Annotated in this window: 16 protein-coding genes; 5 read left to right on the top strand and 11 right to left on the bottom strand. The window is 71.7% G+C overall.

Features of this window, described 5'->3' with window-relative positions; genetic code table 11:
- Positions 1-70: 70 nt before the first annotated feature.
- The 5 genes from sthA to O7616_RS23060 form a co-directional block, all read right to left on the bottom strand.
- Positions 71-1,474 carry a Si-specific NAD(P)(+) transhydrogenase gene (gene sthA / locus O7616_RS23080; RefSeq protein ID WP_282258942.1) on the bottom strand — a complete coding sequence of 468 codons (1,404 nt, stop codon included), beginning with the start codon at positions 1,472-1,474 and terminating at the stop codon, positions 71-73.
- 53 nt (positions 1,475-1,527) lie between these two features.
- Positions 1,528-2,544, bottom strand: coding sequence for a cellulose binding domain-containing protein (locus O7616_RS23075; RefSeq protein ID WP_282303895.1), 1,017 nt, complete (start codon positions 2,542-2,544; stop codon positions 1,528-1,530).
- A gap of 226 nt (positions 2,545-2,770) precedes the next feature.
- Entirely contained in the window at positions 2,771-4,399 is a 1,629-nt protein-coding gene (locus O7616_RS23070) for a ricin-type beta-trefoil lectin domain protein (RefSeq protein WP_282303894.1), read from the bottom strand.
- A gap of 125 nt (positions 4,400-4,524) precedes the next feature.
- The gene (locus O7616_RS23065) at positions 4,525-6,783 is read right to left on the bottom strand and encodes an esterase-like activity of phytase family protein (protein WP_282303893.1); all 2,259 of its coding nucleotides are present in this window, start codon (positions 6,781-6,783) and stop codon (positions 4,525-4,527) included.
- A gap of 127 nt (positions 6,784-6,910) precedes the next feature.
- Positions 6,911-7,333: a DUF2000 domain-containing protein gene (locus O7616_RS23060; protein ID WP_282303892.1), complete on the bottom strand. Its 423-nt coding sequence runs from the start codon at positions 7,331-7,333 to the stop codon at positions 6,911-6,913.
- Between the two features lie 49 nt (positions 7,334-7,382).
- Between O7616_RS23060 and O7616_RS23055 the strand changes: the two genes are divergently transcribed.
- Positions 7,383-8,216, top strand: coding sequence for an AraC family transcriptional regulator (locus tag O7616_RS23055; protein ID WP_282303891.1), 834 nt, complete (start codon positions 7,383-7,385; stop codon positions 8,214-8,216).
- Positions 8,217-8,222: 6 nt separating this feature from the next.
- Here the strand turns inward: O7616_RS23055 and O7616_RS23050 are convergent, their stop codons facing one another.
- Positions 8,223-9,056 carry a helix-turn-helix transcriptional regulator gene (locus tag O7616_RS23050; RefSeq protein ID WP_282303890.1) on the bottom strand — a complete coding sequence of 278 codons (834 nt, stop codon included), beginning with the start codon at positions 9,054-9,056 and terminating at the stop codon, positions 8,223-8,225.
- Positions 9,057-9,280: 224 nt separating this feature from the next.
- Positions 9,281-10,705: an aldehyde dehydrogenase family protein gene (locus O7616_RS23045; protein WP_282303889.1), complete on the bottom strand. Its 1,425-nt coding sequence runs from the start codon at positions 10,703-10,705 to the stop codon at positions 9,281-9,283.
- 272 nt (positions 10,706-10,977) lie between these two features.
- On the opposite strand from O7616_RS23045, the gene O7616_RS23040 reads away from it, so the two are divergent.
- On the top strand, positions 10,978-12,558 hold the full coding sequence (locus tag O7616_RS23040; RefSeq protein WP_282303888.1) for a DHA2 family efflux MFS transporter permease subunit: 1,581 nt from the start codon (positions 10,978-10,980) through the stop codon (positions 12,556-12,558).
- A gap of 60 nt (positions 12,559-12,618) precedes the next feature.
- Here O7616_RS23040 and O7616_RS23035 read toward each other — a convergent pair whose 3' ends face one another.
- From O7616_RS23035 to O7616_RS23020, 4 genes are all read right to left on the bottom strand, one after another.
- Positions 12,619-13,071, bottom strand: a complete 453-nt coding sequence (locus tag O7616_RS23035) for a DUF5709 domain-containing protein (protein WP_145780891.1) — start codon at positions 13,069-13,071, stop codon at positions 12,619-12,621.
- Positions 13,072-13,185: 114 nt separating this feature from the next.
- Positions 13,186-14,070 (bottom strand): alpha/beta hydrolase, encoded by an 885-nt coding sequence (locus O7616_RS23030; protein WP_282258957.1) that lies wholly within the window; start codon positions 14,068-14,070, stop codon positions 13,186-13,188.
- Positions 14,071-14,183: 113 nt separating this feature from the next.
- Entirely contained in the window at positions 14,184-15,128 is a 945-nt protein-coding gene (locus O7616_RS23025) for a sigma-70 family RNA polymerase sigma factor (RefSeq protein WP_282303887.1), read from the bottom strand.
- A gap of 465 nt (positions 15,129-15,593) precedes the next feature.
- Entirely contained in the window at positions 15,594-16,571 is a 978-nt protein-coding gene (locus O7616_RS23020) for an aldo/keto reductase (RefSeq protein ID WP_282303886.1), read from the bottom strand.
- 93 nt (positions 16,572-16,664) lie between these two features.
- Between O7616_RS23020 and O7616_RS23015 the strand changes: the two genes are divergently transcribed.
- The 3 genes from O7616_RS23015 (at position 16,665) to O7616_RS23005 (ending at position 21,443) form a co-directional block, all read left to right on the top strand.
- On the top strand, positions 16,665-17,111 hold the full coding sequence (locus O7616_RS23015; protein ID WP_282303885.1) for a GNAT family N-acetyltransferase: 447 nt from the start codon (positions 16,665-16,667) through the stop codon (positions 17,109-17,111).
- 72 nt (positions 17,112-17,183) lie between these two features.
- The gene (locus tag O7616_RS23010; RefSeq protein WP_282303884.1) at positions 17,184-18,533 is read left to right on the top strand and encodes a cellulase family glycosylhydrolase; all 1,350 of its coding nucleotides are present in this window, start codon (positions 17,184-17,186) and stop codon (positions 18,531-18,533) included.
- Positions 18,534-18,773: 240 nt separating this feature from the next.
- On the top strand, positions 18,774-21,443 hold the full coding sequence (locus O7616_RS23005) for a carboxylate--amine ligase/circularly permuted type 2 ATP-grasp protein (protein WP_282303883.1): 2,670 nt from the start codon (positions 18,774-18,776) through the stop codon (positions 21,441-21,443).
- The last annotated feature ends 85 nt before the right edge of the window (positions 21,444-21,528 follow it).

The following is a 21,528-nucleotide window of genomic DNA, read 5'->3' as shown; positions in this document are numbered from 1 at the left end:
AGAGGTTTGCGTCACGACACGCCGCGCCGGATGACGCAAACCTCTTGATCACCGGGAGGGGGGAGAGGGGTCAGCCGTCGATGCGGGTGATGTTGCGGATCTTGTTGGATGCGTCGAGGGCGGCCACCTTGTACGCCTCGGCCAGCGTGGGGTAGTTGAACACCGCATCGATCAGGTAGTCGATCGTGCCGCCGCAGCCCATCACCGCCTGCCCGATGTGGACGATCTCGGTGGCGGCGGTGCCGAACACGTGCACGCCGAGCAGCCGACCGTCGTCGGGGGAGACGAGCAGCTTCAGCATCCCGTACGAGTCGCCGACGATCTGCCCGCGGGCCAACTCCCGGTACCGCGCGATGCCCACCTCGAACGGTGTCGAGGATTCGGTGAGCTGCGCCTCGGTCTGCCCGACGAAGCTGATCTCCGGGATGGTGTAGATGCCGATCGGTTGCAGGCCGTGCATCTCCCGGATCGGCTCGCCGCAGGCGTGCTGCGCGGCCAGCCGGCCCTGCTCCATCGAGGTGGACGCGAGAGCGGGGAAGCCGATCACGTCACCGACCGCGTAGATGTGGTCCACGCTCGTGCGGTAGTTGGCGTCCACCGTGATCCGGCCGCGTCGGTCCGCCTCCAGCCCGGCCGCCTCCAGCGCCAGGTCGTCGGTCTGGCCCTGCCGGCCGGCGGAGTACATGACCGTGTCCGCGACGATCTTCTTGCCGCTCTTGAGGATGCACAGCGCGGCGGTCTGGTGCTTCTCCACGGCGGCGACCTCCTCGCCGAAGCGGAACGCCACGGACAGGTCGCGCAGGTGGTATTTCAGCGACTCGACGATCTCGTCGTCGCAGAAGTCGAGCATCCGCTCGCGCCGTTCGACGACGGTCACCTTCGTGCCCAGGGCGGCGAACATCGAGGCGTACTCCATGCCGATCACCCCGGCGCCGACCACGACCATGCTGCGGGGTACGGCCTGGAGGTTGATGACGCCGTCGGAGTCCACGATCGTGCGGTCGTCGAAGTCGACGCTGTCCGGGCGGGCCGGACGGGTGCCCGCCGCGATGACGATCTTGTCGAAGGTCACCTTGGACTCCCGGCCGGACCCGCCGTCGACCCAGATCGAGTGCGCGTCGGCGAACCGGCCGGTGCCGGTGATCATGGCGACCCGGTTGCGCGCGAGCTGGTTGCGGATGACGTCGGTCTGCCTGGTGATGACGTGCTGGGTCCGGGCCGCCAGGTCGCTGACCGTGATCTCGTCCTTGACCCGGTAGCTGCTGCCGTAGAGGTCACGTTGGCTCAGGCCGGTCAGGTAGAGCACGGCCTCGCGTAGCGTCTTGGACGGCACGGTGCCGGTGTTGATGCACACCCCACCGATCATGTCGCGGCGGTCCACGATGCCGACCCGCCTGCCGAGCTTGGCCGCGGCGATCGCGGCCTTCTGACCGCTGGGCCCGGAGCCCAGCACCACCAGGTCGTAGTCATACATATTCGCTAGCGTCGCAAGATGTCGCGGCGCGCGCCAGACCTCGAACGCGAGCGTTACTCGTCCGCCACCTGGCAGACACCACCGTTCACAGTGACCTCCTGCGGCGTCTGCGAACCGCTGGCGACGACCCCCAGCGACACCGTGCCGCCGGGCGGGATCAGCCCGTTGTGGCGGACGTTGCGCACCCGCAGGTAGCTGCCGTCCCGGTCGACGACCTCCGCGCCCCACAGGCCGCGCAGCTGCTGACCGGCGTAGAACCGCCAGCTCATCGTCCACCCGTCGATCGGGGTCGGGCCGGTGTTGGTGACCGCGAGGCGTGCCACGAAGCCGTCCGGCCACTGGGCCACGGTCGACCGGACCGAGCAGCTCGGTGGTGGGGGAAGCGTGGTCACGGTGACCGGCGCGGACGGCGGGGACAGGTGGCCGGCCTCGTCGCGGGCCCGCACCACGAAGGTGTACGTGGTGTTCGGCGTCAACCCGCTGACCTGGGTGCTGTTGCGCGGCGGGTACTGGTACACCTCACCGACCCGGGTGAGAGCGCCGCCGGCGTCGACCCGGAACACCTCGTACCGGTCGAGGGCGACGTTCTCGACCGAGTGGGTCCAGCGCAGCCACACCGCCGTCGCGGCGACGTCGTAGGCGACCGGTTGGCCGGGTGCGCCGGGCGGCTGGTCGTCACCCGGCGGCATGGTCACCCGCAGTGTCGGATCGTTCAGCGACCTGTTGCCGGCCGCGTCCACCGCCGCGACGGAGAAGACGTACGTGCGCGAGGGTCGCAGGCCGGTGATCCGGATGCTGGTGGTGTCGGTCGAATAGTGGGCGCCGGTGTCCTCGAATCGCGCGCCGACCGGATAGCCGACCACCCCGACGTTGTCGGTCGCGGCCGCCCAGGTCAACTCGATCCAGGTGGTGTCGACGGCGACGACGGTGATGGCGCCGGGCGCGGTGGGGCGCTCGGTGTCCGCCGCGGCGTACGCCGGGGTCGCGCCCGCCACCACCGCCGCCGTGAACGCGCAGGCGGCCAGGGCGGCTGCCCTGGATCGGACGCCGCGCACCTGATGATCGCGCATGATGCTTGCCTCGCTTCCGGGTGACCGCAGCGGACCAGTCATCGACTGATGACGATGTTAGGTCAGTGGCCGTCGCGCCGTCGGCCCCTCAGCCGACCACGCCGGCCGGCAGGCTGCCGGCCCGGCGGGCGTCGCGGGTCAGCCCGGTGGCGGCCCCGGGGGCCGACGGCTGAACACCGCGGCGGGTCGGCGTCGAGCGTCTCGGCGCCGACCCACCGTGGTCCGGTCAGTTCGGGTTGCCGGCGTGGGTCAGCGTCTCCCAGGCGACGAACAGGTTGTTGCTGCCCGCCGGGCGTTGTTGCAGCGTGAGCGTCTGGGTGTTGGTCATGACGTTGCCCAGCCGGGTGCTCATCGCGTTGAAGCCGACCTCGGTGATCGGGCCGAGGCCCCGGGTGAGGCTGCCGCCGCAGAGCCAGGAGGGCGGCGCCTCGCCGAGCTGGTAGCGGGAGTGGAAGCCCAGTGCCTGCCGCAGCCGCTCACCGACCTGCGGGTACAGGTTCCGTCCCTGGATCCGCGAGGTCTCCGCGACGTGCGAGATGGCGGAGATCCCGTACCCGGTGTGGACGAAGTCGCGGCAGGTCTCCTGGGCGAGGCCCGCGACGAAGGTGGACTGGCCCTGCCAGTAGCCGATGATCTCGGAGCTGGTGTCCAGGCCGCTGCCGGGCACCGTGTACGGCAACGCACCGTCGCTGGGCAGGTAGACGAAGGCCCGAGTGCGGTTGAGGAAGCGGGTGACCGCCGCGTCGTAGGCGCTGCGGTCCTCCAGGAAGACGGCGATGCCGACGGCTGCCTCCATCATGGTCAGTTCCCAGTTGCCGTTGCTGTTCGAGCCGATGCGGACCACCGGCAGGTAGACGGTGCGCAGCATGGTGGCGAACCGGTCGGCGTTGGGCCAACTCGAGTACGTGTACTTGATGATCTCGGCGGCGCGGGGCCAGACCGAGGCGGCCCAGCCGGTCTGCAACGGTGCGTTGCTGCCGGTGTGCGCGGTGATCGTGGCCGACCACGCGTCCATGATCTGGATGGACTTCTGCGCGTACCGGGAGTCCCCGGTGAGATACCAGGCGAGGGCGTGGGTGTACGCGGCGATCGCGTCCTCCCGCTCGTCGGTGCAGCCGTTGTTGGGGTTGGAGTACGACCCGCACTCGACCACCGACCGGGGTGCCGGCGTACGCGACAGGGAGGCGTACCGGCTGCCCATCATCTGGTTGTAGGCCGATGTCCACGGCTGCGCGCCGGCCTGCACCCGACCGCGTACGAAGTCGAGTTGCCCCCGGCTGACCAGCACGCCGGGGTGGGTGAACCCACTCGACGGGGGTGGTATGGTGCCGCCGGTGGGCAGCGTCCAGGTCTGGTTGGCGGTGCCGGTGCAGCTCCAGATCTGCAGCGGAGTGCCGTCGGCGGAGCTGGGGCCGGTCGCGTCGAGGCACTTGCCGGAGGTGGGGTTGACCAGTTGCCCGGCACTCGCCGACCACTGCTGCGCCCCGGTGCCGTTGCAGTCGTAGATCTGGACGCGTGCGCCGTTCGCGGTGCTGCCGGCGGCGATGTCGAGACACTTGCCCAGCGCCCTGATCGTGCCGTCGTCGCCCACCGTCCACTGTTGCGCCGTCGAGCCGTTGCAGGTGTAGAGCTGGACCGCCGTGGTGTTGGCCGGGTTGGCGGCGGCCACGTCGACGCACTTGCCGCCGTACCCCGTGATGGCGCCGGTCGTGGCGGCTGTCGCGCGCGATGCGCCGACGGCCAGCGCCGCCGGTACGGCGAGCACGACCACGGCGAGCGTGGAGGTCAGGCGGATGCGGGGGAGGGCTCCGGCCAGTCGTCGTGTCATCTCGTCGTCCTCCAGGTGCCACAGCATTTGTAAAGTGTGTTAATTATTACAGCGCCGTTCATTGATATCAATGTCTGCGAACGCCCGCCGCCTCCCGGTGAACGCGACGACCCCCGGCGCAATGCTGCCGGGGGTCGTTCGGAACGGAGATGTCAGCGCAGGCCGGGCACGTCGATCACGATCAGCTCCGTGTCGTCCGGACGCCCCGGGATACGACCGTCGTTGCCCGGGAAGTTGTTGTCGTTGGCCACCAGCACCCGCTCGCCGCCGAGCGGCAGCACCGACTCGACCGACTGCAACGGGAACGAGAAGAGCGGGCCGACGCCGTACTCGCCCGGACGGGCCGGAGTGGAGACACCCTTCGGGTCGGCCACGCGCATCAGGTCGACAACGGTGCGCCGGGGCAGGTAGCCGTCCGCGCCCACCTCGTCCAGATCGGTCACCACCAGTCGCTTGACCACCGACTGCCGGCCCATGCCGTTGTCCCGCTCGATCAGCAGCAGCCGGTGACCGTCGAGCACCGCCGCGTCCCCGACCAGCAGGGACGGGTCGTCCACCCGGAACGACCAGGTGCGGTCGGTGTACCGGTTGTGCCGCACGTCGAACTCGTAGACCACCCGGCGGCGCTGGTCCGGGTCGTCGACCTGGGCGCCCTCCAGGATCGGGTACAGCGTCCAGCCGTCCGCGCTGGTCGCCATCGCCTCGAAACCGTTGCTGGCCCGCAGGGTCGGCGTCTCACCCGGGGCGAGATCCGGCGACTGCGGAGACCTGGTGCCGTCCGGCAGCGGGATCGGCGCCTGCAGCACCTTTCCGGTCCGGTCGGTGCGCACCAGGTACGGGCCGAACTCGTCGCCGATCCACAGGTCGCCCCGCGCGTCGCGGGCCAGCGACTCGATGTCGAAGTCCGCGCCGGTCAGCAGGCGGTCCCGGGTGTCGCCGTTCACGATCGGGAACGGCACCCTGCGGTCGGGGTCGCGGAAACCGATGTGCCCCCGGACGGTCACGCCGTGACGCTGGTAGTCCGGTTCGATCTCGTACGCCCGCAGGAGGAAGTCGGCCGAGTTGGTCTTCGCGCCGAACCCGTTGTCCGGCATGGCGAGCAGCCGCCGGCCGGAACGGTCACCCGGCTGGGCCGGGATCACCGCGGAGAAGCCCGGAATGGGCTGGCCGGGGAAGGGCGCGGTGATCCCGTTGACCGGGGTGGTGGCGAGCTGGGTGCCGGAGACCGGCCCCGGCTGGTACGCGGTCGCCGACAGCAGCGCCCGTTCCCGCAACGTCACCTCGGGTCGCAGCTTCACCGACAGCGCGTACACCCGGGTGGTCTGGGTGGCGCTGCCGTTGTCGTCGCTGATCAGGTACAGCTCGCGGCGACCGCCCGGCAGGTCACGGCCGAGCGCGGCGCCCTCGATGTTGTCCAGCAACGGATTGGGCTGCGGCTGCTTCGTGGTCGCGCCGGACGGCGGGCAGTCGGCGATGTCGACCAGCAGCTCCTTGCCCAACCACGAGCGCGGGTCGGTCGTGGTCGACAGGGACTCGACGGCGGACACGTCGGGCGCGCCGGTCGCCGAGACCCGGTACACCCGCACGGTGTTCCCCACCCCGGTCGTGAAGCCCCGCTCCACCGAGAGCAGTTGGTCGTCGCCGAGCGCGATCAGCTCGACCAGACCGAGGTTCGGGTCGGTGCGGTACGCGTACTGCGCGGTCGGCGCGTACGCGCCGCCCTCGCGGCCGTCGTACCGGATGATCCGCTGTCGGCCGCGGCCCTCGGCGTCGCGGCCGTCCGCCGCGAGCGGGCCCTCCATCCCGGCGTAGAGCACCCGGTGGTCCCCGGTGGCGGTCAGCGCCTCGAAGGTCTGGTTGACCGCGGCCTCACCGGCCGGGGTGACCTGGAAGCGGGCCGGCACCGGCAGCGAGCCGATCTCCCGGCCGTCGGAGAGCCGGAACCGGCGGATCGAGGGCTCCCGCTCGGAGCCGGCAAGGACGGTGTCCCCGCCGCGCTCGGCGACGAGCCCCTCCCCGTCGAAGTCGGCACCGGTGTACGGCGTGCCGTCGGGCCGGGTGAGCACCGTGACGTCGCGGACACCGACGTCCACGCCGCGCCGGCCGGTGTCCAGGCCCAGCTCGTAGACCCGGGCGGGAGTGGTGCCGATGTTGTCCACCAGCGCGAGGGCACGCCCGGGGCGGGTGAACGACAGCGCGGACAGGCCGGCCACCGGAGTGCCCCGGAAGGCCGTCTTGTCGAGAGCGTCGGAGAAGCCGAGCAGCGAGGCGTCCGGCGCGCAGCTCGCGCCCGTACCCGGGTGCCCCGGGGTCGGGTGCCCCGGCGCGCCGAGTGCCGGCGTCGCCGCGAGCAGCGAGATCGCCACCGCGGCGGACGCGACGGCCCGAGCCTTTCTGGAAGTGGTACGCACATCGCCTCCCGCATCGAGTCGGCGGCCGTTGCCGCCGCGCCGATGCAAGCGCCCGCCGCTCACCACAGTGGAACCCCCACCGGAACGTCGGCTGAACAACCCGTGCACGATCCCGTCGGCCGTCGCCTCAGGGGTGCATGGTCGTACCCTTGACCACCTTGTCGACCACGTTGCGGGGGGCGTGCAGCGCCAGGCCCACCAGGTCGAGTTTCTCCCGCCCGACCGCCTGCACGGCCGCTCGGTTGTCCCGGTCGTTGCCGGTGGCGAACAGGTCGGCCGTGAAGATGGACAGACGCAGCCCACGGGCGAGCGCGCGTGAGTGCGCAGCGGCCAGCGCGGCCCGGTCACCGGCGAAGACCAGCACCGGCTGGCCGAACATCGGCAGGTACCGGGTGCCGTCCGCGTCCCGGTACTCCTCGCCCAGCAGTTCCGGTACGGCGTTGGCGATGCCGCTGACCAGGAACGCGGTGACGTTCAGGCGCTGCCAGCTCACCAGGTCGTCACGGAGCAGCACAGCGATCTTGGTGGGGAATCGGATGGGTTCGGTCATGGCGTCGAGCCTGCCCGCGTACCGCCGACCGGTCTTGTACGTTCTTAGCGTGGCCACCCGCCCGGCGGGCTCGCACGTCAGCGCGTGGCGACCCGCCGTAGCCGGGGTCGCCGAGGTCTTCCACGCCCATTTCCTGGACCACGCCTACCCCCGGCACGTCCACGAGGTCTGGACGCTGTTGATCGTCGACGACGGCGCGGTCCGCTACGACCTGGACCGGCACCGGCACGGCGCGCTGCGCACCTCGGTCACCCTGCTGCCGCCGTACGTGCCGCACGACGGTCGCGCCGCCACCGTCGACGGCTTCCGCAAGCGGGTCCTCTACCTCGACACCGCCGTACTCGACGCGGAGCTGGTCGGCCGGGCGGTCGACCAGCCGGGCATCGTCGACCCGCAGTTGCGCGACCGCATCCACCTCCTGCACCGGGCGCTCGACGCACCCGGCGACGAGTTCGAGGCCGAGGGTCGGCTCGCGCTCATCCTGGACCGGCTGCACACGCGGCTGCGCCGACGCGCCCCGGTCACCAGGGCACCGGCCGCCCCCGGTCTCGCGGTCCGCCTACGGGAGCTGCTGGACGCCCGGACCGTCGAGGGCGTCACGCTCGGGGAGGCCGCCGCGCTGCTGCACGCCCACCCGACCCACCTGGTTCGGACGTTCACCGCCGCGCACGGGGTGCCACCGCACTCGTACCTGACCGGTCGCCGCGTCGAGGTGGCCCGCCGTCTGCTCGTCGCCGGGCAGCGGCCCGCCGAGGTCGCGGTCGCCGCCGGCTTCTTCGACCAGGCCCACCTGGCCCGCCACTTCCGGCGGTACCTGGGCGTCAGCCCCGCCCGTTTCCCGCGGACGCCGCGTTCCGGCGACGCCGCCGCCGCCCGGAGCTGATCGCGGTCAGACGAGCTGTCCGCCGATGACGGAGAGCAGCCGCAGCTTCTCGTCGCTCGGCGAGCCGGGCACGGCGGTGAAGACCAGCAGCGTCTGCGACTGGTCCGGGTCCACGAGCGTCTGGCAGTGCAGCTCCAACGCCCCCACCTCCGGGTGGAGGAAGTGCTTCGCCGGGCAGTAGCCGGCCGGCACCGGATGCTCGCGCCACAGCTGTGCGAACTCCGGGCTCCTGGCCAGCAGGTCGTCGACGAGCGTCGCGGCCCGCGAACCGCGCCCATCCCGGGTGTACGACGCGTGCAGGTGCCCCACCAGCAGGCGGCTCTGCGTCTGGTGGTCCTCCACCGGGTGCAGCCGCCGGACCGACGGGTCGGTGAACCAGCGGTGGTGGGCGCTGCGCGCCAGCCCGGTGTAGCGGGTCTCGTCACCCAGCAGGGCGACGGCCGGCGCGGTCTGCGCCAGGGTCTCGCCGAGGTGGTTCACCACCTGGGCCGGGGTGTCGTGCATCCGGTCGAGGATGCGCATCATCCCCGGGTTGACGTGGTCGGCCCGCACGGTGCGGTGCGGCGCGGCGTGCCCGGCGAGCAGGAACAGGTGGTCCCGTTCGGCCAGCGATAGCCGCAGGCCACGGGCCAGCGCGGCGAGCATCTGCTCCGACGGGTGCGGCCCGCGCTGCTGCTCCAACCGGCTGTAGTAGTCGGTGGACATACCACTCAACGCGGCGACTTCCTCGCGTCGCAGCCCACCGGTGCGTCGGCGCCGCCCCCGGGGCAGTCCCACGTCCTCGGGTTGCAGCGCCTCGCGGCGCGTACGCAGGAAGCTGGCGAGTCGGGCGCGGTCCACGGTGTCTCCGATCGGTGAGCGCCGACGACGGCCGGCACCAAGAATGCAACAGTCAAACCCAGCAACGCTGTTCCAGACCCCACCCCACCCCACCCCACCCCACCCCACCCCACCCCGCCACCCCCCACCCCGTCGATCATGGAGTTGTGGTGGTGGACAAAACACCTGCAATAGGTGTGAAACGGTCACCACAACTCCATGATCGACGAGGGCTGGGGGTGCGGTCAGCGTTGGATGGACTTCGTCTCCAGGAACTCCTCCAGGCCGAAGCGGCCGAACTCGCGACCGTTGCCGGACTGCTTGTAGCCGCCGAAGGGGGCGAGGGGGTTCCAGTGGCCGGCGTTCACGTCGACCTGCCCCACCCGCAGCCGCCGGGCGATCGCCAGAGCGTGCTCCGGCTCGCCGAAGACACCGCTGGTCAGGCCGTACGGGGTGCTGTTGGCGATCGCCACGGCGTCCTCCTCGTCGGCGTACGGGATGATCGTCAGCACCGGGCCGAAGATCTCCTCCTGGGCGATGGGTGCGCTCGGGTCGACGTCGGCGAAGATCGTCGGCTGCACGTAGGCCCCGGTCGGCAGGCCCTCGGGCCGGTCCGGGCCGCCGAACACGAGCCGGGCGCCGTCGGTGACGCCCCGCTCGATGTACCCGACGACCTTCTCCCGGTGGGCCTCGGACGCCATCGGGCCGACCCGGGTGGCCTCGTCGGTCGGGTCGCCGACGGTGTACTGCTTGGCCGCCTCGACGGCCAGCGCGACGACCTCGTCCTGACGGGAGGCGGGCACCAGCATCCGCGGCCACGCGCCGCACACCTGACCGCCGTTGGTGAACGCCATCATCAGCCCCCGGTTGACCGCCTCGGGCAGGTCGGCGTCGTCCAGGATGATGTTCGCGCCCTTGCCGCCCAGCTCCAGCGCGACCCGCTTGACGGTCTCGGCGGCCACCGCGCCGATGCGCCTGCCGGCCCGGGTGGAGCCGGTGAAGGAGATCATGTCGATGTCCGGGTGCGCGGAGACGGCCTCGCCGACGACCGCGCCGGTGCCGTACACCACGTTGAGCACGCCCGCCGGCACGCCCGCGTCGGCGGCGACCTCGGCGAGGATCCGCGCGGTCAGCGGGGCGTTCTCGGAGGGCTTGAAGACCATCGTGTTGCCCGCGAGCAGTGCCGGCGCCAGCTTCGAGACGATCTGCTGCAACGGGAAGTTCCAGGGGGTGATCGCGCCGACGACGCCGATCGGTTCACGGACGATCAACGAGTTGCCGACCTCCTCGGTCCAGGCGAAGTCGTCGGCCAGACCGGCGACCGACTCGACCACGGCGGCCGGGAAGGCGACCTGGGCGGTGCGGGACATGCCGATCGGCGAGCCCATCTCGGCGGTGATCGCCTGGGCGATCTCCTCCTGCCGGGCGGCGAGGCCGGCGCCGAGGCGACGCAGCACGCCCGCCCGGTGCTGCGGCGTGGTCGCCGCCCAGGCGGGAAAGGCCGCCCGGGCCGCGGCGACGGCCCGGTCGACGTCGGCGGCGGTGCCGGCCGGGGTCTCGGCGACGACCTCGCCGGTCGCCGGGTTCACGACGGGAATGGTGCCGGCCGTGCCGGCGACGGTCTCGCCACCGATCCAGTGGCCGGTGACGGTGTACGTGGAAGGTGTCATGAACCGACCGTCGCACCGGCCCGGAACCCCAACCAGGTGCGCTTTGTCCAGGGATTCGTGATCCCTGGCTGGGCCCGGCCGTCCGGCTCCAATCGGACGGCCGTTCGGCTGCGACGCCCCGTGGGGCGGTAAACCGGCGGCGGACTGTCGCATCCGACCGATACTCTTCCTGCGCGCGTCGTCGTCCTGGTACGACGCGCCCCGCGCCTGGTCGGCGCGGCATCGCCGCCACCGCCCACCACTGGCCGGCTCATTCGACCTCAGGAGAGTTTGTGACACAGCAATCCGTCGCGACATCGGACAAACTCGACGCCGCGGTGCTCAAGGTGGCGGGCGTCGTCGTCCTTGGCGCGATCATGTCGATCCTCGACGTGACGGTGGTCAGCGTGGCGCTGCCCACATTCCAGACCGAGTTCGACGCGTCCTACGCCCGGGTGGCGTGGACCATGACCGCGTACACCCTCGCCTTGGCCACCGTGATCCCGCTCAGCGGGTGGGCGGCGGACCGGTTCGGCACCAAGCGCCTCTACATGGTGGCGCTGGCTCTGTTCACGATCGGGTCGGGGCTCTGTGCCACGGCCGACACGATCGGCGAGCTGATCGGCTACCGCGTGCTGCAGGGCCTCGGTGGCGGCATGCTCATGCCGCTGGGCATGACCATCATGACCCGCGCCGCGGGCCCGCACCGGATCGGCCGGCTGATGGCCGTCCTCGGCATCCCGATGCTGCTCGGCCCGATCGGCGGCCCGATCCTCGGCGGCTGGCTGATCGACACCGCGAGCTGGCACTGGATCTTCCTGATCAACATCCCGATCGGCGTCATCGCGCTGGTGTACGCGCAGATGGCGCTGCCGAAGGACGCCCCCGAGCCGTCCGAGTCGTTCGACTTCGTCGGCATGATCATGCTCTCGCCGGGTCTGGCCCTCTTCCTCTACGGCGTCTCGTCCCTGCCGGAGGTGGGCACGTTCGCCGAGGCCAAGGTGTGGGCCCCGATGCTGGTCGGCGGCGCGCTGGTGGTGGCGTTCGTGCTCTACTCGTTCAAGCCCCAGCATCCGCTGCTCGACCTGCGGCTGTTCCGCAACCGCAGCCTGACCGTCGCCTCGGTGACGCTGTTCGTGTTCATCATCGCGTTCATGGGCGCGGGCCTGCTGTTCCCGAGCTACTTCCTGCAGGTGCGCGGCGAGTCGACGCTGGCCGCCGGTCTGCTGATGGCCCCGCAGGGCATCGGCGCGATGATCACCATGCCGATCGCCGGCACGCTGGCCGACCGGGTGCCGATCGGGCGCACCGTGCCGTTCGCGCTGGCGCTCATCGTCGCCGGGTTCTTCGGCTTCACCCAGGTCGACCCGCAGACCTCGTACTGGCTGCTCGGCGGCTCGCTGTTCGTGATGGGCCTGGGCATGGGCGGCACGATGATGCCGATCATGACGTCGGCGCTGCGGACGTTGCAGGCGCAGGAGGTGGCGCGCGGCTCGACGCTGGTCAACATCCTCCAGCAGATCGGCGGGTCGGTCGGCGCCGCCGTGATGTCGGTGATCCTCACCAACGAGCTGAACGGCTCCCGGCCGATCCCCGGCCTGGTGGACGAGAGCGGCAAGCCGGTCACCGAGGCCGGGCTGGCCATCGCCTCCCAGCAACGGCCGGAGCTGCTCGAGCAGATGCCGGTGGACCCGTCGATCATCCAGAGTGGGCTCGACTTCGCCGCCAAGTCGTTCGCGGCCACGTTCTGGGTCGCGTTCGCGCTGGTCCTGCTCACGTTCGTGCCGGCCGCACTGCTGCCGCGCCGACGCCAGCCGGCGCAGCTCGACGACCCGCAGGGCGACCTCGTCAAGACGCCAGTCGTCATCCACTGATCGGCACGCCCGCCGCGCTCACCATCCACCGATGGTGAGCGCGGCGGTGTCGTACGGTCGTCAGCGCAGCGGGCCGTCGCCGGGCCCGTCCGGGTCCTCGATCACGTGGATCGCGGCTTCCTCGGCGCTGGCGGCACCCGCGTCGATCCCGGCGTCCCACGCCACCGACTCGGCCTCGTCGTCCTCCCGGACGCCCTCGTCGTACGCGACGAGACGGCCGGCGCGCGCCTCGGCCTCGTACCCCCGGCGGGTCAGCTCGTCCTCGTCGTCGCCGTCCTCGGCGTACGGGTCGACGTCCGGCACCTCCTGGGCGAGGTGCTGCTCCAGGGACTCGCCCGCCCGCTCCTCGGCCGGCGTGGTGCCGAACCGGTTCGCCGCCGTCCAGTGGTCCTCGGCGACGATGCCGGTGTCGAGAGGGTCGCCGACCCGGTCGTCGTCAAGCGTGTCGGAGGCGTCCAGGACACCGTCGTCCTCGGCAACGTTCCACTCGTCCACGGAATCCGTCTGGCTCACGGCGGTCTCTCCTTCGTCACGGCGCAGCGAAGTGCCAAGCCTATGACCGTGCAACACCGGCAGCCCTCGAGGTCTGCCCGCTGTGACGAACCGGCGTCGGGGGCGGCGCGGACGTCACCGCTTCAGCAGCTCCACCACGGCCTCGGTGAACTCCACCGGCTGCTCGATGTGCCCGAAGTGCCCGCTCTGCTCCAGCAGCACCAGCCGCGAGTCCTTCAGTCCCGCGTGCATCTCCTCGGCGAAGCGGGGGCCGCAGATGAAGTCGTGTGCCCCGACGATCACCACGGCCGGCACGGTGATCTCACCGAGCCGGTCGCGTACGTCGAAGGGCACCGGGTCCGGTGCGCCCGCCGGCGCCACCCAGGCCCGCAGACCCGCCTGCAACGGGGCGAACTCGGCCTGCCGGGCCCAGAAGTCCGCGAAGTACACCGGTAGCGCGGCGCTCAGGCCGGCGCTCAGCGTCTCGTCGTCGCCGGCGGTGAGGGCCCGTTGGAGAGCGGCGGGGACCTCCGCCGCCTCCGGCCGGTCCGGGTGCCGCTGCGGGTAGGCGGCGAGGTTGGTCATCGCCTCGGCCCAGAAGTCGGCGCCGGTGAGCGGTGAGGTGTCGTACAGGGCGAGCCCGGCGACCCGGTCCGGGTGCTCCAGGGCGTACTGCTGGATGACGAAACCGCCGTACGAGTGCCCGAGCAGGTACACCCGGGGCTCGCCGAGGTGGGTGACGACGGCGTCCAGGAAACGGACATAAGTCGCCATCCGGTAGTCGTCGGCACTGTCGAGTCGTCCCGACGCGCCGGTGCCGACCGGCTCGACGTACACCATCGTGAAGTGTTCCTCGAGGCCCGGCGCCCGCAGGTAGGACCATTCGATGCCGGGGCCGCCGGAGTGCGCCACGCAGACCGGGCCGGTGCCGGCGACGTGGTAGACCTGCCGGACACCGTCGACGGTGAACGAGTGGGCACCCGGAACGAGGGCGCCGACGTCGTGGCTGGTGGAACCCATGAGCTGTCTCCCGATTCGAGATTCGTGCGGCGTCTGCCGGCACGGTCCTGAGGTAGGACGCACCACCAGATGCGTGGTTCGACGGGAAGGTTCGCTCGATCGGGAAAGTTTTCTCAGACCAGCACCGGCTGGCGGATCTCCCGCGCCGGGACGGGGTGGAAGAGGGTGAACCGGCGCACCCGCCCCTCGCGCAACACCTGCAACCACAGCGCGGACGGCGGGCAGTGCTCCGGGTCGTCCGCTGGGCTGATCAGGTCGGTCTCCCAGATCAGCACGTCGCCGCTGGACACGACGTTGCGCAGCCGCTGGCGTACCCCCGCCGTCAGGTCGCGGTTCATGCCCTCGACGGCCAGGTCACGACCGCCGCGCAGGCCGCCCGGCACGATCATCTCGGCGTCCGGCCACCAGCTGTCGCGGACCACCCGGTCGAAGTCGCCGCCCATGGCCGTGGCGATGACGTCGCGACCCTCCCGCCACCGTGACTCGTTCGACGCGGTGACGTCGGTGTGTGCCGCGCTCGCCGCCGTGCGCAGGCCGTCGGAGAGAGCGCGACGGGCGTGGCTGAGCCGGCTGCGGACGGTGCCGACCGGAATGCCGCAGACGGCCGCGATCTGCTCGTACGACGAGGCGTCGCTGAAGTACCGCAGCAGGGTGACCAACCGGTCGGGTTCGGACAACTGCCCGATGGCGTGCCACACCCAGTCGCGCATCGCGCCCCGGTCCAGCGCCTCCTCGGGGGTGGGGGTGTCGGCGGGGCGGGCGAACCACTCCGGCTCGGCCACCGGGACGGCTCTGGGGCGACGTAACGTCATCCGGCTGTTGTTGCGGACGATGGCACGCAACCACGGGCCGACGGCGGACGGGTCGCGCAGCTCACCGATGCGCCGCAACGCCATCAGCATGGCGTCCTGCACCGCGTCCTCGGCGTCCGGTCCGTAACCGAGGATGCTCACCGCGACGGCCCGCATCCCGGCCTCGTGACGGGCCAGCAGCGCGCCGAGCGCCGCCGCGTCTCCCGCCTGCGCCAGCGCCACCAGCTCTGCGTCACCGTCCGTCACGCGACCGTCCTCCCGTAACCCCTGGAGCGTCCTTTTCGAGGCGTTTCGGGGTAAAAATCGACGCCGCCCCCCACGACAAGCCTACGGCGGGTGACGGTCGCGGCCCGCCCGGGGCGGCAGGCGGGCGGGCCAGGCATGCCGCACCTCGGGGTCCGGACTCGCTCTCGAGCGTGATGCCGCTGTGGCATCTAGATGCCACAGCGGCATCACGCTCGAGAGGACCTGGCCCTCCCACCGACGACACCGTCTTCTCTGACGACCGGCCGTCCGACTCACCTACCGCTGCCGACGACGCCGGCCGGGACCGGCGGGCGCGGCGAGCCGGATGGTGGTACGGGTGGGGGATCGGATCGCCGAACCGACCTCGCTCGACCGCTTCGTCACCGCTCGCCCGGGGTCGGGGTCCCGGTCCGGTTCGGTCCGCCGGTGGCGGCCCGGCGCGCGTGGCACCGGACCGCCGGAGCCTCAGTAGCGGCCACCCTCGGGTGCGGGCAGCGCGTCCAGGTCGGCCAGGTCCTCGGCGCTGAGCCGCACGTCGCCGGCGGCGCAGTTGTCCACCAGGTACGTCGGGGTCTTGGTCCCGGGGATCGGGATCACCTGGTCACCCTGGGCGACCACCCACGCGAGAGCGACCTGCGCGGGGCTGAAGCCCGCCCGCTCGGCGATCTCCCGGACCCGGGCGACGATGGCGAGGTTGGCCCGCAGCGCGTCCTGCTGGAAGCGGGGTAGGCCGCGCCGGAAGTCGTCGGCGGGCAGGTCGTCGAACGAGGTGAACCGTCCGGTGAGGAAACCGCGACCGAGCGGGGAGAACGGCAGGAAGGCGATGCCCTGCTCGACGCAGTACGGCAGGACCTCGGCCAGCGGGTCGCGGGTCCACAGCGACAACTCGGACTGCACCGACGCCACCGGGTGCACCGCCTGGGCCCGCTTGATCTGGGCCACCGTCACCTCGGACATCCCGATCTGCCGTGCCTTACCCGCGGCCACGACCTCCGCCATCGCGCCCCAGGACTCCTCGATCGGCACCTCCGGGTCGACCCGGTGCAGCTGGTAGAGGTCGACGTGGTCGGTGCCGAGCCGGCGCAGGCTCGCGTCGATCGCCGCGCGGATGTGCTCCGGCCGACCGTTGTTGCCGATCCTGGGGGAGTTGCCGGGGCCGCCGGTGGGGGAGACGGCCACCAGGCCGACCTTCGTCGCCAGCACGGCCCGCTCCCGGTGGCCGCCGGCCAGCGCCCGCCCGACCAGCTCCTCATTGGTGTACGGCCCGTACACGTCCGAGGTGTCGATCACTGTGGCGCCGAGGTCGAGGGCCTGGTGGATGACCGAGATCGAGGTGACGTCGTCGCGGGGGCCGGTGATGTCGTAGCCGTGGCTCATGCCCATGCACCCGAGGCCGATGACGCCGACCTCGGGACCTGCGCTGCCCAGCGTGGTGGTTCGCATGCGCCCCACGCTACGCCGGACGGGACGCGTCATCGGAGGGCACGTAGCGTCACCACCGGCAGACCGATGCCGCCGACTGACGGGGGAGCCGCCGTGCCACACATCCGCGAGTTCGCCTGGCCGGACTACGACCGCGTCGCGGCACTGTGGACCGCTACCGAACGGGACGTGCTGACCCGGGCCGAGTTGACCGCCAAGCTGACGCGGGATCCGCAGTTGTTCCTGGTCGCCGAGGTCGACCGGACGCTCGCCGGTGTCGTGCTCGGCACGTACGACGGCCGGCGCGGGATGATCCTGCGGCTGGCCGTCGATCCGGCGTACCGGCGGCGAGGTCTCGCCCGCCTGCTGGTCGCCGCGTTGGAGGAGCGGTTGGCGGCGCTGGGCTGCCCCCGGGTGAACCTGCTGGTCCTACCGCAGGACACGGGCGCGCTGCGGTTCTGGCGGGCGCTGGGTTACCTGCCGCAGCCGGACGTGCTCTGCACCAAGCCGCTGGGCGTCACACGGCCGTCGGCCGCCGCGTCCGACACCTTGCTCCCATAGTTGTTGATCGATATGGTGGCGGAGGCGCCGCCCCGCCTCAGACCACCACCGTCGATCCGAAGCGGGTTCAGCATGCGCGCACTGAGACTTGTCACGACTCTGGCCGTCGCCGGGCTGTTGGCCGGTGGGCTGGCCGTGACCGCCACTCCGGCCAGCGCGGCGACCGCCGTGTTCTCCGTGACGAACAACTGGGGCAACGGTTACCAGGGTCAGGTCACCGTCACGAACGACACGTCCACGCAGATCACCGGTTGGCGGGTGGAGTTCGACCTGCCGTCCTCATCGAGCGTCAGCCAGTCGTGGAACGCGCAGCAGACGACCTCCGGCAGCCGCTACACGTTCACCAACGTGTCCTGGAACGGCACCCTCGCCGCCGGTGCGTCGACGTCGTTCGGGTTCCTCGTCAACGGCACCGGCACGCCGCTGAACTGCACCGTCAACGGCGCAGCCTGCGCCGGTGGCCCACCACCCACCACCCCTCCGCCCACGACCCCGCCGCCGACCACCCCGCCGCCGACCACCGGCACACCCGTCGAACGGCACGGGCAACTGCGCGTCTGCGGCACCACGATGTGCGACAGGTCCGGCGCACGGGTGCAACTGCGCGGCATCAGCAGCATGTGGCTCAACTGGGAGACCGCCCCGTACGCCGAGAACCTCACCGCGCTGCGCTGGATGCGCGACAACTGGAACCTCCAGGTGATCCGCGCGGCGATGGGCGTCGAGCCGGCGGGCGCGTACCTCAGTGACCCGAACAAGGCGCGCACGCAGGTGGAGACCATCATCAACAACGCGGTCACCGCCGGGGTGTACGTGATCGTCGACTGGCACGCCCACGAGGCGCAGAACAACCAGTCGCAGGCGGTGGCGTTCTTCGGCGACCTGGCCCGCCGCTACGGTCACCTGCCCAACGTCATCTGGGAGCCCTACAACGAGCCGCTGCAGGTGAGCTGGACCACCGTCATCAAGCCGTACCACCAGGCGGTGGTCTCCGCGATCCGCGCCGCGGACCCGGACAACATCGTGGTGCTCGGCACCCCGACCTGGTCGCAGGACGTGGACGTGGCGGCGGCCAGCCCGGTCGCCGGCACCAACCTGATGTACACGCTGCACTTCTACTCCTGCACGCACGGCTCGTCGCTGCGTGCCAAGGGCGACGCGGCGATCCGCGCGGGGCTGGCTCTCTTCGTCACCGAGTGGGGTGCCAGCAACGCCGACGGCGGCCTCGACGGCCGGGCCTGCCTACCCGAGGCGCAGTCCTGGATCGACTGGATGAAGGCCAACGGCATCTCCTGGACCGCCTGGAAGCTCGACGTCGGCACCGACACCACCAACCTGCTCAGCCCCGGCGCGCCGGTGACCGGCGGATGGAACAACCACCTGCACGGCCACGCGCCGTTCGTGGTCGCCAACATGAGGTGACCCTGACCGTTCCCTGGTCTTGATCATCTCCAGCTCGCCGATGTCGGGGTATCCGCACCACCGGGATACCCCGACATCGGCGATACCGTGTCGATCAGCGTTGGTGCGGCCGTTCGGTCCGTCCGATGCCCGGTTGGGCAGAACAGCGCGTCACCTTAACGCGCCGGAAACGCAGCCGGTACCAACCCTGGGAACGCTCGTCGGACAGTCGAGACCGCCGACACGCGAACCGGGGTGACCATGGCCGACAACACCACGAACGCGCCCACGTTCGACGAGCCCCTGGGGCGATCCGGCAACGGCCGGACCCCGCCCAGGCCCCGACCCGAACCGCTCCTGCCGCCGGACGACGGTGACCCGGCGGACCTGGCCACCATCGGGGTGGAGGAGGAGTTCCACGTCGTCGACCTGCACACCCGGGAGTTGGTCCCCCGAGCCGGTGAGTTGCTCGACCGGTTGCCCGCCACCTCGTTCACCGCCGAGTTGCACCGCAGCGTGGTGGAGACCAACACGGCGGTCTGCCGCACCCTGGACGAGATCCGCGTCGAGCTGACCCGGCTGCGCCAGGCGGCCGTGCAGGTCGCCGACCGGGCCGGGCTGGGCATCGTGGCGGCGGGGACGGTGCCCCTGCGCGCCGACGGCGACCCCAGCGTCACCCCCACCTCCCGTTACCGGCGGATGCTCGACGAATACCAGATGCTCGCCCGGGAGCAGCTGATCTGCGGTGCGCAGGTGCACGTCGGGGTGTCCGACCGGGATCTGGCCGTCGCGGTCACCCGCCGCGTCCAACCGTGGCTGCCGGTGCTCCTGGCCCTCTCCACCAGTTCGCCGTACTGGATGGGGCAGGACAGCGGCTACGCCAGCGTCCGCTCGCTGGTCTGGCAGCGCTGGCCCACCGCCGGTGACCCGGGCGAGGTGAGCAGCGCGGCGGACCACGAGGCGCTGGTCGCCGAGTTGATCTCGTCCGAGACCATCACCGATCCCGCCATGATCTACTTCGATGTCCGACCCTCGGCGCACGTGCCCACCGTGGAACTGCGGATCACCGACGCCAACGCCGACGTGGAGACCATCGTCCTGCTCACCGGCCTCTTCCGGGCGCTCGTCCGGCGGGAGGTCGCCGCCCTGCGCGCCGGGGTGGAGCGCACCGCCGTGCGCCCACCGGTGCTCCGCGCCGCCGTCTGGCGGGCCGCCCGCTCCGGCCTCGAAGGCGACCTGCTCGACCTGCCCCGCTCGGCCCGACCGGTGCCCGCCGCCGAGGCGGTCCGCCGACTGGTGACCGACCTGCGTCCGCAGTTGACGGCGACCGGGGACTGGGAACAGGTCAGCGAGCTGACCCGGTACGCGCTGGACCGCGGCAGCTCCGCCGCGCGGCAGCGGCGAGCGTACGAGCGGCGCGGTCGGTTGGCGGACGTGGTCGACCTGCTGCTCGACGAGACCCGGGGACGCGTACGGGGGCCACTGCCCGGCGCGCCGACCGCACCGGCCCTGCCCGTCTACTCCCACACCGACGACGAGGTCTTCGGTCCGGCGGGACCGCAGCCCGCGTACCGGCCGTTGCTGGCCGCCCTGCGGGGTCTCGGCGCCGACGGGCTGCGCCACCGTGAGCACGACCGGGACGAGGAGCAGCGCGCCCGGGGCGTGACCTTCAGCGTGGCCGGCGAGGCGAGCACCCGACTCTTCCCGGTCGACCTGGTGCCCCGCGTGGTGCCCGCCGACGACTGGCGGAGCCTGCGCGTGGGCCTGGTGCAGCGCGCCCGCGCGCTCGACGCCTTCCTGTGCGACGTCTACGGGGACCGGGCCGTGGTCGCCGACGGCGTGGTCCCGGCGTGGGTGGTGGAGTCCTCACCCGGACTGCGCCCGACCGGGGCGTTGATGGGCCGGCGGGGCACCCGCGCCCAGGTGTCCGGCACCGACCTCGTCCGCGACCCCGGCGGCGGCTGGTACGTGCTGGAGGACAACCTGCGGGTGCCCTCGGGCATCGGCTACGCCGTGCAGAACCGTCGGCTGACCCGGGCGGTGCTGCCCGAGCTGCCGTTCCCCGACGACCTGCTGCCCGCCGACGAGACACCGGCGATGCTGTACCGGGCACTGGTGGCCGCCGGGCCCGCCGCCGCCGACGAGCCCGCCGTGGTGGTGCTCAGCAGCGGTCCGGGTGACCCCGCCTGGTTCGAGCACCGGCTGCTCGCCGACGAGATGGGCGTACCGCTGGCCGGCAGCGGCGACCTGCTCGTGGAGGAGGGCCGCGTCCAGCTCATCCGGGAGGGTCGCCGCAGCCAGGTGGACGTGATCTACCTGCGGATGGACGAGGACGCGTTGCTGCACGCGCCCGGGGCCGACGGCGTGCCGCTGGGCTGGCCGCTGCTCGCGGCGGTGCACGCCGGGCGGCTGACCCTAGCCAACGCGCTGGGCAACGGCGTCGGTGACGACAAGGCGCTGTACGCGTACGTGCCCCGGCTCATCGAGTACTACCTGGGGGAGAAGGCGCTGCTTCCGGACGTGCCGACGTACCTGTGCGGACTGCCCGAGCAGCGCGCCGACGTGCTGGGCCGGCTCGATCAGTTGGTGCTCAAGCCGGTCGACGGGTACGGCGGCGACCGGGTGGTGATCGGCCCACGGGCGGAGGCGGAGGAGTTGGACGCCGTCCGCGAGCAGATCCTCGCCGCCCCGCACCGGTGGATCGCTCAGGAGACGATCGCGCTCACCACCCACCCGGTCTTCGACGGGACGGCACTCGCGCCCCGCCACGTCGACCTGCGGGCCTTCGTGTTCCTGGGGGAGACCGCCGAGGTGGCGCCGGTGGCCCTGACCCGCGTCGCACCGGCCGGCAGCATGATCGTCAACTCGTCCCGGGGCGGCGGGTCGAAGGACACCTGGCTGCTCGGTGGAGCCGATGAGCCGTCGGCGTAACCCACGCTTGACCCCGGCGTCATCGGGGCGCAACCCGGTCCGCCAAGCCTGGACCGGTCAGCGACCGGAGTCGATGAGAGGTGGA

The organism is Micromonospora sp. WMMD964, assembly GCF_029581455.1.
Taxonomy (GTDB): domain Bacteria; phylum Actinomycetota; class Actinomycetes; order Mycobacteriales; family Micromonosporaceae; genus Micromonospora.
Note: the sequence above shows the minus strand (reverse complement) of the source record. Positions and strands in the feature narration are given on the sequence as shown.

What these genes read in the sequence shown, in the direction of transcription:
- sthA (WP_282258942.1), bottom strand. Translation starts at nt 1,474, where the DNA reads ATGTATGACTACGACCTGGTGGTGCTGGGCTCCGGGCCCAGCGGTCAG.
- O7616_RS23075 (WP_282303895.1), bottom strand. Translation starts at nt 2,544, where the DNA reads ATGCGCGATCATCAGGTGCGCGGCGTCCGATCCAGGGCAGCCGCCCTG.
- O7616_RS23070 (WP_282303894.1), bottom strand. Translation starts at nt 4,399, where the DNA reads ATGCTGTGGCACCTGGAGGACGACGAGATGACACGACGACTGGCCGGA.
- O7616_RS23060 (WP_282303892.1), bottom strand. Translation starts at nt 7,333, where the DNA reads ATGACCGAACCCATCCGATTCCCCACCAAGATCGCTGTGCTGCTCCGT.
- O7616_RS23045 (WP_282303889.1), bottom strand. Translation starts at nt 10,705, where the DNA reads ATGACACCTTCCACGTACACCGTCACCGGCCACTGGATCGGTGGCGAG.
- O7616_RS23030 (WP_282258957.1), bottom strand. Translation starts at nt 14,070, where the DNA reads ATGGGTTCCACCAGCCACGACGTCGGCGCCCTCGTTCCGGGTGCCCAC.
- O7616_RS23020 (WP_282303886.1), bottom strand. Translation starts at nt 16,571, where the DNA reads ATGCGAACCACCACGCTGGGCAGCGCAGGTCCCGAGGTCGGCGTCATC.
- O7616_RS23010 (WP_282303884.1), top strand. Translation starts at nt 17,184, where the DNA reads ATGCGCGCACTGAGACTTGTCACGACTCTGGCCGTCGCCGGGCTGTTG.
- O7616_RS23005 (WP_282303883.1), top strand. Translation starts at nt 18,774, where the DNA reads ATGGCCGACAACACCACGAACGCGCCCACGTTCGACGAGCCCCTGGGG.